This window comes from Parafrankia sp. Ea1.12 (genome assembly GCF_900465275.1).
GTDB classification, from domain to species: domain Bacteria; phylum Actinomycetota; class Actinomycetes; order Frankiales; family Frankiaceae; genus Parafrankia; species Parafrankia soli.
Map to the genome: position 1 here is coordinate 97,525 of NZ_UBIZ01000613.1, position 10,969 is coordinate 108,493.

The following is a 10,969-nucleotide window of genomic DNA, read 5'->3' on the forward strand; positions in this document are numbered from 1 at the left end:
GGACTCGCGGTAGTGGCGGACGGTCAGGCCTTGGCCTGCGCGCTGGACCGGGCCGGGTTGGCCTGCTGCGCGGCCTTCGGGTCGGTCTCGTCCTGCTTGGCCCGTACGCCTGCCTCGATCTGGGTGCCGAGGTCCTTGTCGACATTGCGCCAGTACTCGAAGGCGCGGACCAGCACGGGTTCGCTGACACCGTCGAGCAGGTGCCCGACGACGTTGTCGACCAGCCGCTGCCGCGCGGCATCGTCGAGGACATCGCGGACCATCGTCCCGGCCTGCCCCCAGTCGTCGTCCTCCGGGCGCGAGGTGTAGGCGGCGCGAACCATCTCGCCGTCGGAGTACCAGTGGCCGCCGTCGTCGGTCAGTTCCGGCTGGGCCACCGGGCCGCTGTAGGAGTTCGGCGCGTACACCGGGTCGGTGACGTTCTGCACCCGCATCGCGCCGTCCTTGGAGTAGCTGTGGACGGGCACCTTCGCGGAGTTCACCGGGATCTGCTTGTAGTTCACACCAAGGCGGGCCCGGTGGGCGTCGGCGTAGCTGAACCCGCGAGCGAGCAGCATCTTGTCCGGCGACAGCCCGGTGCCCGCGACGATGTTGTTCGGCTCGAACGCGGCCTGCTCCATCTCCGTGTGAAAATCGGTGATGTTGCGGTTGAGCGTCAGCCGGCCGACCTCGTGCAGCGGGTAGTCGCCGTGCGGCCAGACCTTGGTCAGGTCGAAGGGGTTGAACCGGTAGGTCTTGGCCTCCTCGAACGGCATGATCTGCATCTTCAGCGTCCAGCTCGGGAAGTCCCCGGCGGCGATGTGCTCGAAGAGGTCGCGCTGGTGGTAGTCGGTGTCTACCGAGGCCATCTGGTCACCCTCGTCCTGGGTGAAGAACTCGATGCCCTGGTCGGTCTTGAAGTGGTACTTCACCCAGAACCGCTCGCCGGCGGCGTTGATCCACATGTACGTGTGGCTGGAGTATCCGTTCATGTTTCGCCAGGTACGCGGAATGCCGCGGTCACCCATCAGCCACGTGACCTGGTGCGCGGATTCCGGCGACAGCGTCCAGAAGTCCCACTGCATGTCGTGGTCACGCAGGTTGTTGTCGGCCCGGCGCTTCTGGGACCGGATGAAGTGCTGGAACTTCAGCGGATCCCTGATGAAGAAGACCGGCGTGTTGTTCCCGACGATGTCGAGATTGCCCTCGCTGGTGTAGAACTTGACCGCGAAACCGCGTGGGTCGCGCCAGGTGTCGGGGCTGCCGCGCTCCCCGGCCACCGTCGAGAACCGAATGATCACATCCGTCTCGGTGCCCGGTTGGAACACCGCCGCCCGGGTGAACGCGCTCATGTCCTGGGTGACCTGGAAGGTGCCGAACGCGCCGCCGCCCTTCGCGTGCGGCTGACGCTCCGGGATGCGTTCCCGGTTGAAGTTCGCCATCTGCTCGATCAGGTAGTGATCCTGCAGCAGCAGCGGGCCGTCCGGCCCCACGGACAGCGAGTGCTCATCGCTGGCGACGGGTATTCCGGCATCGGTCGTCGTCGGACGAGGCTTCTGAACGGTCACGACTCACTCCATTACATCGCGGGATTTGACATCGCGGGACTTGCCCACCCGGTCGACAGCCGCGGCACCCGTCCCGGACCGCGATCCCGGCCTCGGCGATCACGAGCTCCGTGTCACCAGATGCCGGACGGCAGCGCCGTGCGACAGCCACCCCCTGTTCGTCGGCTACCCATCCCCGTACCGGGAAAACCGATGCGGACGAGGCCTGCGGCAGTCGGGACCGACGGAGCGCTGGTGATCCCGCCCGGAGTTGCGTGCCGGGTCGTCGCGATCGGCGACCGGTGCACCCACCGGCGTGGCTTCCAGGCCGACGATGAACGCGCGGGCGACTGCGTGCGGCGCCCTGACTCAGGCCCGGTGACGGATCAACGAACCTATGCCGCCACCAAACAGGCCAATCGCTCCCAGAAGGATCCCGAACGCCCCGAACGTCGTCTGTGTGTCCCAGGAGATGGCGGAGGTGAAAGCAATTAGGACACCAATCACAATCAGCGTGATCGCGGCAAGGGTGCCGATAATGCTCGGATCGGTCATATGGCCGTCTTACCCGGCGACGGCGGGTTGTAACGGGGGATCCTGACCTGACCCGGATCGGTGGCCATCGTGCAGAGTTCCCACCGTTTGAACGTGCCTGCTCCTACGGGTCACCGGGCCAGAGCTGGGTATAGCCGCACCGCAACCACGCGCGAACGGTCATCCGACGGAGGAATTTCCGATGAGCATGGTGGACAAGGCGAGGAATGCCCTGCAGCGGTTCACGGGACGCGGCAAGCGGACCGCAGGCCGGGCCAGCGGGGACCGAGGGCTGGAAGCCCGAGGTGCCGCGGAGAAGATCGGTGGGAACATCAAGCAGGCCGGCGAGAACCTGAAGGACACCACGCGTTGACCGATGCGCGGTGTCGGGTGACATCAGGCTCCAGAACGGCACCGCCGAGTTCGAGACCCGCCGGGCCCGTCGCATTGACAGAGCCGATGACATCAACTCCGATCTCGCCGGCGGCCCGGGCAAGGGATCCGGACGAGGGAGACCGGACGAGGGATCCGGACGAGGGAGAGGAGAAGAGATGCGGGTCGGCTACAAGCTGGCAACCGAGGCGTTCGGCCCCCGGGAGATCATCCGTCAGGCGGTCGCCGCCGAGGAGGCCGGCTTCGACTTCGTGGAGCTGAGCGATCACTTCCACCCGTGGCTGGACAACCAGGGGCATTCGGCGTTCACGTGGACGATGCTCGGCTCGATCGCCGAGCGCACCGACCGGGTCGGGCTGGTGACCGGCGTGACGTGCCCGACGATCCGGTACCACCCGGCGGTGGTCGCGCAGGCGGCGGCGACCGTCGCCCTCGTGTCCGACGGGCGTTTCACGCTGGGGCTCGGGTCGGGGGAGCGGCTCAACGAGCATGTCGTCGGGCGCGGGTTCCCCGCTGTGGCCAGGCGGCACGCGATGCTGCGGGAGGCTGTCGAGATCATCCGGCTGTTGTGGCGGGGTGGGTACCAGTCCTACGACGGGCGTTACCTCCAGCTGGAGGACGCGCGGGTGTTCGATCTGCCCGATCCGCTGCCGGAGATCGCTGTCGCCGCCAGCGGTGGGCCGTCGGTTCGGCTGGCGGCCGAGTGCGGCGATGCCCTGTTCGCCACCGAGCCCAAGCCCGGGATCGTCGAGGACTACGCGGCCGCGGGCGGAACCGGGGCGCGTTACGCCGAGGTTCCGCTGGCCTACGCGGCGGACGAGGCCGAGGCGGCCAAGGCTGTACACGCGACCAACCGGTGGGCGCTGACCGGCTGGAAAGTGATGAGCGAGCTACCCAACCCGGTCAACTTCGCCGCCGCGACGACGACGGTCACCGAGGACGACGTGAGGGGGCAGTTCGCCTGTGGTCCCGACCCGGCGCGGCATCTGGCGGCCGCCCGCGAGTTCACCGATGCCGGCTTCGACCAGCTGGTCCTGATGAACGCCGGCCCTGACCCGGACGGCTTCTTCGACTTCTTCCGCTCGACCTTGGCGGCGCCGCTGCGAGCCCTGGCCCCGGCCGCCTAACGGCCGGTGTCCCGATTGCCGCGCAGCCGGACGGCCATCGGGACGATCGCCCACAGGACCACCAGCAGCGCGAGCCGCGCGAGCCCTACCCGGGCGACCCGGCTCGCGACGCGGACCAGCGTCTGCTTCTCCCGGTGACCGAACACGGCCCGGTGAATGCTGACCGGCATCACGAGCAGGCCGGTCGCACCGGCCGGCAGGAGGACGATGGCCAGGTACAGCGAACGCTGCTCGTGGTTCACGTCGTGAGTCGACGCGCCGGCGTGCCTGGCGGGTACAGCACGCCGGTCCAGTGGGCGTAGCTCCAGCCGGACGTACCGATGTGCGCCTGCGCGCCCAACAGCCGTACCGTCCTTCCTTTCTTCGGGTCTCAGGGCTGTCGATCGCCGGTGGTGGGGATGCGCCGGGTCCGCGTCATCGGACGCAGGCTTGGGGTCATCGGACGCAGGCTTGGGCACCGGCACACCCGGCGGCCCGGCAGCGTCCTGTCGATCAGCTCGCGTAGGCGGGCACTGACCGCGTTCGGGCGTTCGAGGATCACCGCGTGCCCGGCACCTGCCTCGACGGAGAGTTCGGCGGCCGGCACGGCCTCGGCCAGCGCCCTGCTGTGTTCCAGGGGAGTCATGAGGTCGGCGTCGCCGACGAGAAGCAGCGTGGGGACGTCCCGCAGCACACCCGTCGCCGCCAACCGGTCGTGGTCGAGCAGCGTGCGCAGGAAGGCGCCGACCACGGGGATCGGGGTGTCCGCGATCATCCTCTCGAGGCGGTCGACCACCTCGCCTGGCACGTGAGTGGTGCCGAAGCCGAGCCGTCGGGTCAGCGCCCTCGACAGGCTGCTGCCCCGCCACCGGGCCCGTTCCAGCACTGACGGGGAGTGGCGCATCGCGGCGGCCACACCGGGCAGCGTCCGGCGCGCCGCGGTGGCGACCATGGCCGGCAGGCCGAGTACCGACCTGGCCAGCCCACCCGCGCTTGTGGACAGCGGGGCCACGGCGACGATCCGGTCGCCGAACAGCTCCGGGTGCGTCTCGGCCAGCCCGAGGATGGTCATCCCGCCCATCGAATGACCGATGAGCGCGATCGGGCCGGTCGGCACCCGGTCGTCGAGGACCCGGAGCAGGTCATCGGCGAGCTGCGCGAGGGTGCAGTGCTCCGCGTCGGACGGGCCCGACCGGCCGTGCGCGCGTTGGTCGTAGCAGACCGTGCGTCCCAGATCGGCGAGATTCCGGCGCTGGGAGGACCAGGCGTCCGCGGTCATGCAGAAGCCGTGCACGAAGACGAGGGTCAGCGTCGCGTCGCTCGGGCCGATCTCGTCGACATGCAGGGACACCCCGTCGGAGGCGATCACCGTCGTCTCCCGCAGGGCGTGCGCGGCGGTCCGCGTCGGCTCCGCCGTTCGCCGCGTTCGCTCTGGGCGCCGTGCCCCGGGGACGGGGGCTGGGGAGCGCCGCATGCCGGGTGGAGCGACAGCCGTTCGGGCCTTCCGGGTCACCAGGCCCACGTCCCCACATCCATCAGTGCGATAAAAGCATCTGTGCCCCGTTCTGGGGTGGTGTATCAGTGCAGCCAGCGGCGGTGGCGCCGGCGGGAGAGCTTCGGCCAGCGGGCGGCGAAGACATCCCTGGTCAGGTGTGCCTGTTCCCGCTCGCCGCCGAGGAGAAGGCCGTAGGTGAAGGAGGATTCGCCGGCCTGGTTGGCGGCGATCGCGAACTCGCGCAGGACGCCCTGGGCGACGACGCAGTCCTGGTGCTCACCCAGGCTGTTCTGGATTTTCTTGGCTCGCCTGGTGTGCTTCGCGGCGTGTTCCCCGTAGACCGGCGTGGCCGCCTCGCTCGCGTAGCGCAGCTGCTTCGCGGCCTTCCGCGCGGCGTGCAGGGCGACGTCCTGGCTGTCGCCGGCGGGGGTGTGGAGGGCTCGATCGACCCGGCGGCGCAGCTTGCGGTCGGTTTTGCGGATCGGGGCGCGCAGGGCCGGCCCTGCCGGGCGGCGACCAAGGGCGGAATACGGTGGTTCGCCGACGAAGGCGATCAGGTCGTCGACGAAATCCAGGTACTGCGCGTCGCGCATCCAGGTCAGGGCCTGCTCCCGGCCGCGCAGGTGCTGTGCGCGCAGATGGCCCTGCACGCGGGCGGCGACGGGGCCCAGCAGGTCCCGTTCGTCGAGCGCGTCGATCCCGGCGGTGAACCGCTCGAGCTGGACCTCGCCGTCGCGGGCGGCATTGAGCAGGAGGTTCAGTTCCCGCAGTCGGGCCTGGAGCGCGCGCGCCGGTGCTGGGTCGAACAGCCGCTGGAACGTGCGCAGGGCGCTGCGCAGCCGGCGGGCGGCGACCCGCATGTCATGAACAGACTCGGGATCGCCGAGGCGCACGCGGGCGTCAGCGGCCAGCAGGGCCCGGGTATGGGTCGCCAGATAGCCGCGGACGGCCTCACCCGCGGTTCCCCCGGCCGGGGCGCCGTCGGCGGGGAGCTCGGGGAGTTCCGGCCGCGCCGCCCGCGATCCGAGTGCCCGGGCGAGCTTGGACGGCCCGGCGGCCGGCCGGGCCCCGGCCTCACACAGCACCGCGCCGGCCGCCGGCAGGACGTCGAGGTCGTCGCCGAGGGCCTCGACCTCGATCTCCCGCCAGCGGGACAGCGTCGTCGACGTGCCCAGTGTCTGGGCGTGGACCTCGTCGTCGGCTAGTTCCGCCAGGTCCCGTCCGTCGGGGGCGCGCAGAGTGGTCGCGCGGCGGACGGTCCGCACCCTCGCGACGGGGGCCAGGGGCCTGCCGCGGGTGGTGGCGGCCACGAGGTCGGCGAACTCGCCCGGGACAGTGCCCTCGGCGGAGGGGTCCCGCTCGATCGCGTCCAGCGGACGGCTGATCTCGTCCCGGCCGGCCCCCGAGTTCTGGAGCTTGAGATGCCAGCCGGCGTCATGCCCGCCCTGGCGCCGTCGCAGCGTGATGCGGTTGCGGGCAAGCCGCAGATCTTCGGTGTCGTAGTAGACGGCGTCGAGATGCTCCTCCGTCGGCCCGGCGGTCGAGGCGACCCCGGCAAGACCGGTCAGGGCCGGGACGACGAACGTCGAACTCACGTCGAACTTGGTCTCTACCTCCCGATGCCCGTGGGCCGGTGTACGCATAACACCCTCCGTGTCGGCTTTCACTTCTCCTTTCGGGCCTACCCCCTCCGATGTCGGTAACCCACCGCCCGCGGGGTGGGGTGAGACGTGCCTGCCTGGCGTACGGCGGCTCAGCGCGGTGTGAGACGGGGCTGTCCGGGTACCCGAACGAACGCCGCGAACATCATGCGCCGGCTCAGGCCAACGCGACGAGGAGCTACCCGGTGAGCCTGCTGACCAGCCTGCTGCACGACCTCGACCAGGACGAACGCGACCACCTCCGCTTCTGATCGCGCGGGACGGGGGCCGCTACTGGAACGGCGGCGCCAGCGTCCTGTTCGGCATAGACGGACCGCTGCCGAATGCCGACAGCATTCCGCGTGGTGCGTCCCGCCGCGATTGAGGCGAACGGCCACCGTCGCGCCAGGGAAGCAGTCCTCCACCCTCCCCGACGGCCGGCTGGGTTGGGGCCGTGGCGTCGAAGATGGATATGGTCCGTAGAATGCTCACTGCCTTCTGGGTGAATTTTCCAGTGATGAGGTCGTTGCAGGCCGGGTTCTCGTACATCAGTTGGACGGCGTACCGGCGTGCCCAGGCGGTGTCGACGGCGTTGTCCTGAGCAGGGACCGGTCCAACGTACGGGTGGATGTCGGGGTCCACCGGCGGCAGGGTCACCGGACCTGACGGCGGCAGCGGTGTGGGACGCGGCGTGTTGCAGTGGGGCGAGCAGTCCACCGCAGCCGCCGCACTTGCCGGTCCGGCGCCCATGAGGACGGCTCCAGCCAGGGCGACAAGGGCGAGCAGACCGAAGACGGCCTGGCGGAAACGGCTGTAGGAGGGATGGGGATGGGGCCGGGGCATGAGAGCTCCGGACGGAAGGCGGTCAGTTGTCTTCTGTTCGGAGCAGCTCGGCTGCCGGATGACCCAGACCCGGTTTTGGCGCCAGGCGGCCAGCGTTTCCCGGAGGCAGCGTGACACGCCGCCGGCTCGGTGTGTGCGGCGTGGGCCGGCTCGCCACCCGGGTCAGGCGGCGGAATCAGCGAGGGGACGGGGCTCGTGGATGTCCCGCAGCTCGGCGTCCACGATGACGATGAGCTCGACGCGCATGCCGTCGGGATCGGTGAACCAGACGGCATGGAACGCACCCAGATCCTCCACTGTGCCGTCGCTGGCGCCGCACGCGACGAGGCGGGCGCGCAGGGTCTCGAACGCTTCCGGCGATTCGGCCGTTAGGGCAAGATGGTCGAGGTGGCCCCGGTCGAACATCGCGGGCAGCGCGGCGCTGTGGGGATTTCCGACCACCTCGGCGGGATGCAGCCAGGAATGCGGGCCGGTCCGCAGTATCGCGTGCCGGAAGGCCGGGGTCGTCTCGCTGAAGACGACGTCCAGGTCGAAGACCCCGTGATAGAAGTCGATGAACCGGTCGAGGTTCCCGGTGAGGACAGCGACGTGGTTGACGCCGACGAGCAGAGACATGTGAGATCCTTCGGTCATTCCCGGGCAGGGCAAGGTTCAAGGGTCTTCGTTCAGGGGACGTTTGTTTCGGAGGCGTTTGTTTCGGAGGCGATGCCGCCGGTTGCGTGGGCGGCAGTCGTGGGGGCGGTAAGGGCGACACCTCGGGCCCGGGCGCCTTCGAGGAGGAGCTCGAGGGCGAGAGCGGCCGACTCGGCGGACTCCGTACCGTCCATCTCCCAGAAGTCGCGCAGGGTCTGCCAGGTGGACGCGGTCGTGAGGAGCTGGACGACCGCGGCGACGCGGCGGGTGTCCTCAGCACCAAGGCCGGGCGCTTCCGCGCGGACGAGCGTGACGGCGGCGCTCTGGCGTTGCTCCCGGCTCGAGAGGCGAGCGAGCAGGCCCTCGGGAGTGAGTAGGAGTTCCCGGATGACCGGGGCTACCGCGTCGAACCCTGGAAAGGCCCGCCGTACGAGCGCGACGGCGCCCCGACCGTCGGTCGGCAGCTCACCGTCGAACCCGATCCGTCGGTTGGCCCAGGCGAAGACCGCGGCAAGCAGCGCTTCCCTTGTGGCGAAGTGCCGGTAGACGGTGCGTTCGGGAACGCCGGCCTCCTTCGCCACCTTCGCGAAGGTGAGGTCCTCCCCGGCCGTAAGCAGGGCGGCCACACCGTCGAGCACGCGTTCGCGCACGACCTCGGAGCGGGCCTCCCGCAGCGACGACTTCATGGCAGTGATGCTGCCAAGTTGGCAGTGACACTGTCAATATCTGTCAGGGAACTGTCGCCCCACCGCGCTGGTGCATGGCGCCGTCACATGGCGAGGATGAGGCGAGGCGTGGTCCCTTCCCCGGCCCCGCCCCCCGGTGCCGCCCTCCGGCCTTCGCCGGTTTCCTGGGGAGCTGGGTGTGGAATCGGGCCGCGTCGGCGGCCAGGGCCTGGGTCAGGCTGGGTCGATGCCGGGCCGGTGGATGTCGACGAGCGGCGCGGGCACGACTCCGCGCATCCCGAAGAGGCGGCCAGATATTTTGAGGTGCTGCCCGTTTCTCGGACACCGGTGTAGTCGGACTACATCAGCTTTATGCTGCTTCCTTCCCTTCGGTCTGGGTTGCGTGGTATGCGCGCTCGATGTGTTCTGGGGTGCGGTAGTCGAGAGCAGAGTGGAGTCGTTGCCGGTTGTAGAAGACCTCGATGTATTCGGCGATCGCCGTACGCGCGGCGCGGCGGGTCGGATAGGTTTCCCGGTGGACGAGTTCGTTCTTGAGTGTTCCGAAGAACGACTCCGCGGCGGAATTATCCCAACACACTCCGGTGGCCCCGACCGATGGGCGTACACCGTGGCTTTTCAGGACGCGATGGTAGGCATCCGATGTATCTTGACCGAATTCAACCGGTCGTCGCAACACCGGCCTGTTGGAGTGAGAGTAGCTGGTTGTTCATCGCTTCGGTGGGGGTCTTCCAGCGGAGGGTCTTGCGGGGCCGGTCGTTGAGGGTCGCGGCGATGGTGGCGAGTTCGTGGCGGGTCCAGCGGGACAGGTCGGTGCCTTTGGGGAAGTACTGGCGTAGCAGCCCGTTGGTGTTCTCGTTCGTGCCGCGCTGCCAGGGGCTGTGCGGGTCGGCGAAGTAGACCCCCAGGCCCGTGTCGGCGGTCAGCGCGGCGTGCCCGGCCATCTCCGTGCCGCGGTCCCAGGTCAGGGTCCGCCGTAGCTGCTCCGGTAGCACGGCGAACGCCCGGGTGATCGCGTCCCGGACAGCGTCGGCACCGCGGCCCGCCAGCGCCGGACCGTTCTTCACCCGCGGCTGGTGGCCGTAGCCGTCCATGCGGGGCAGGTGCAGCAGGACCGTGAGCCGGGTGGTGCGCTCGACCAGCGTGCCGATCGCGGACCGGTTCAACCCGATGATCAGATCTCCTTCCCAGTGCCCCGCGACCGCCCGGTCCGCGGCCTCGACCGGCCGGGCCCCGATCCGCACCTCGGGGGTGACCATGCCGTCGCCGCGCCGTCCGGCCCGCGCGCGGGGCACCCGCAGCGCGCGGCCCGTGCGCAGACACGCGACCAGCTCACGGCGCAACGTCCCCCGCCCCTCGATGTAAAGGGCCTGGTAGATCGCCTCGTGCGAGATCCGCATCGTCGGGTCGTCGGGAAAATCGACCCGCAGCCGCCGCGAGATCTGCTCCGGGCTCCACGCGCTGACCCAGCGGCGGTCCTGGCGGTGCGGCTTGTTCCTGCCGGTGAACGGCGCCGTCCACGGGCCGGGCACCACCGTGCCGTCGCCGCGCCGGACCGGCCCGGCCGGCCCGGCGAGCCGGTCCTGCACGTAGCCGCGCAGCCGCTCGTTGCCTGCGAGCCTGGCAGTCTTGGGCCGGGTGGCCCGGCGGTCTCGATGCCACTGCGCGAGCGTGGCCCGGTAGACCAGCGTCCCGCCGCGGGTGCCGGCGTTACGCCGCAGCTCCCGCGACATCGTCGACGCAGGCCGACCCAGGCCCCGCGCGATCTGGCGGATGCTGTCCCCGCGGGCACGACCCAGGGCGATCTCCTCCCGCTCCGCGAACGACAGATACCGCCCCGACGGGGCGGGGAAGTCCGAAGGGGGCATCCCGCCACAGTTGCGGAACCACCGGGTCCCGACCGCCGGCGACACGCCGGCCGCGACACCGGCGTCCTCGCTGCTCAGCCCCCGCGCGATCGCCACCCAGAACCGCTGCTGATGCTCCCACCGTGCCACCGGCGGCCGCCCCGGCGAGCACATCCCCGCCCGCCCCGTGACCGTCTCGGTCCAATCCGCCGGCCGCCCCATTCCCACACCTCCGGATCGAGGTGTTGCGACGACCAGTTGAATCCGCC

At 70.1% G+C, this 10,969-nt stretch carries 11 protein-coding genes and 2 pseudogenes; 3 read left to right on the top strand and 10 right to left on the bottom strand.

The features are described 5' to 3' along the window. Positions 1 to 23: 23 nt before the first annotated feature. Positions 24 to 1,547: a catalase gene (locus FMEAI12_RS33355; protein WP_112109100.1), complete on the bottom strand. Its 1,524-nt coding sequence runs from the start codon at positions 1,545 to 1,547 to the stop codon at positions 24 to 26. A 348-nt stretch (positions 1,548 to 1,895) separates the two neighbouring features. Next, positions 1,896 to 2,081: a magnesium transporter accessory protein gene (locus tag FMEAI12_RS33360; RefSeq protein WP_112109101.1), complete on the bottom strand. Its 186-nt coding sequence runs from the start codon at positions 2,079 to 2,081 to the stop codon at positions 1,896 to 1,898. A 181-nt stretch (positions 2,082 to 2,262) separates the two neighbouring features. Here FMEAI12_RS33360 and FMEAI12_RS33365 point away from each other — a divergent pair, with 181 nt between their 5' ends. Together FMEAI12_RS33365 and FMEAI12_RS33370 are read left to right on the top strand one after the other, a co-directional pair. Further along, positions 2,263 to 2,433, top strand: coding sequence for a CsbD family protein (locus tag FMEAI12_RS33365; RefSeq protein WP_071059584.1), 171 nt, complete (start codon positions 2,263 to 2,265; stop codon positions 2,431 to 2,433). Between the two features lie 178 nt (positions 2,434 to 2,611). Further along, positions 2,612 to 3,580 carry a TIGR03557 family F420-dependent LLM class oxidoreductase gene (locus FMEAI12_RS33370; protein WP_112109102.1) on the top strand — a complete coding sequence of 323 codons (969 nt, stop codon included), beginning with the start codon at positions 2,612 to 2,614 and terminating at the stop codon, positions 3,578 to 3,580. Here the strand turns inward: FMEAI12_RS33370 and FMEAI12_RS33375 are convergent. The 4 genes and pseudogenes from FMEAI12_RS33375 to FMEAI12_RS33390 form a co-directional block, all read right to left on the bottom strand. Then, a complete protein-coding gene (locus FMEAI12_RS33375; RefSeq protein ID WP_235014987.1) occupies positions 3,577 to 3,822 on the bottom strand; it encodes a DUF6328 family protein in 246 nt (81 codons plus the stop codon). The genes FMEAI12_RS33370 and FMEAI12_RS33375 overlap by 4 nt on opposite strands. Before the next feature lie 11 nt (positions 3,823 to 3,833). Further along, positions 3,834 to 3,920, bottom strand: a pseudogene (locus FMEAI12_RS40385) (DUF72 domain-containing protein); the annotation flags it as partial. Between the two features lie 30 nt (positions 3,921 to 3,950). Continuing rightward, on the bottom strand, positions 3,951 to 4,928 hold the full coding sequence (locus tag FMEAI12_RS33385) for an alpha/beta fold hydrolase (RefSeq protein ID WP_306769281.1): 978 nt from the start codon (positions 4,926 to 4,928) through the stop codon (positions 3,951 to 3,953). A 209-nt stretch (positions 4,929 to 5,137) separates the two neighbouring features. Next, a complete protein-coding gene (locus FMEAI12_RS33390; protein ID WP_112109103.1) occupies positions 5,138 to 6,697 on the bottom strand; it encodes a CYTH and CHAD domain-containing protein in 1,560 nt (519 codons plus the stop codon). An 80-nt stretch (positions 6,698 to 6,777) separates the two neighbouring features. On the opposite strand from FMEAI12_RS33390, the gene FMEAI12_RS33395 reads away from it, so the two are divergent. Then, positions 6,778 to 6,966, top strand: coding sequence for a hypothetical protein (locus tag FMEAI12_RS33395; RefSeq protein WP_112109104.1), 189 nt, complete (start codon positions 6,778 to 6,780; stop codon positions 6,964 to 6,966). A 733-nt stretch (positions 6,967 to 7,699) separates the two neighbouring features. Here the strand turns inward: FMEAI12_RS33395 and FMEAI12_RS33405 are convergent. The 4 genes and pseudogenes from FMEAI12_RS33405 to FMEAI12_RS33420 all read right to left on the bottom strand — a co-directional run bounded on the left by FMEAI12_RS33405 (position 7,700) and on the right by FMEAI12_RS33420 (position 10,922). Continuing rightward, the gene (locus FMEAI12_RS33405; RefSeq protein ID WP_112109105.1) at positions 7,700 to 8,152 is read right to left on the bottom strand and encodes a VOC family protein; all 453 of its coding nucleotides are present in this window, start codon (positions 8,150 to 8,152) and stop codon (positions 7,700 to 7,702) included. Between the two features lie 50 nt (positions 8,153 to 8,202). Next, positions 8,203 to 8,856 (bottom strand): TetR/AcrR family transcriptional regulator, encoded by a 654-nt coding sequence (locus FMEAI12_RS33410; protein ID WP_112109106.1) that lies wholly within the window; start codon positions 8,854 to 8,856, stop codon positions 8,203 to 8,205. Between the two features lie 349 nt (positions 8,857 to 9,205). Beyond that, a pseudogene (locus FMEAI12_RS33415) lies at positions 9,206 to 9,499 on the bottom strand (integrase core domain-containing protein); the annotation flags it as partial. 13 nt (positions 9,500 to 9,512) lie between these two features. Continuing rightward, the gene (locus FMEAI12_RS33420) at positions 9,513 to 10,922 is read right to left on the bottom strand and encodes an IS30 family transposase (protein ID WP_112109107.1); all 1,410 of its coding nucleotides are present in this window, start codon (positions 10,920 to 10,922) and stop codon (positions 9,513 to 9,515) included. Between the last annotated feature and the right edge of the window lie 47 nt (positions 10,923 to 10,969).

Bases quoted from the DNA above. Each gene is read 5' to 3' on its own strand.
- FMEAI12_RS33360 (WP_112109101.1), bottom strand. From the start codon at position 2,081: ATGACCGATCCGAGCATTATCGGCACCCTTGCCGCGATCACGCTGATT.
- FMEAI12_RS33365 (WP_071059584.1), top strand. From the start codon at position 2,263: ATGAGCATGGTGGACAAGGCGAGGAATGCCCTGCAGCGGTTCACGGGA.
- FMEAI12_RS33370 (WP_112109102.1), top strand. From the start codon at position 2,612: ATGCGGGTCGGCTACAAGCTGGCAACCGAGGCGTTCGGCCCCCGGGAG.
- FMEAI12_RS33390 (WP_112109103.1), bottom strand. From the start codon at position 6,697: ATGCGTACACCGGCCCACGGGCATCGGGAGGTAGAGACCAAGTTCGAC.
- FMEAI12_RS33405 (WP_112109105.1), bottom strand. From the start codon at position 8,152: ATGTCTCTGCTCGTCGGCGTCAACCACGTCGCTGTCCTCACCGGGAAC.
- FMEAI12_RS33410 (WP_112109106.1), bottom strand. From the start codon at position 8,856: ATGAAGTCGTCGCTGCGGGAGGCCCGCTCCGAGGTCGTGCGCGAACGC.
- FMEAI12_RS33420 (WP_112109107.1), bottom strand. From the start codon at position 10,922: ATGGGGCGGCCGGCGGATTGGACCGAGACGGTCACGGGGCGGGCGGGG.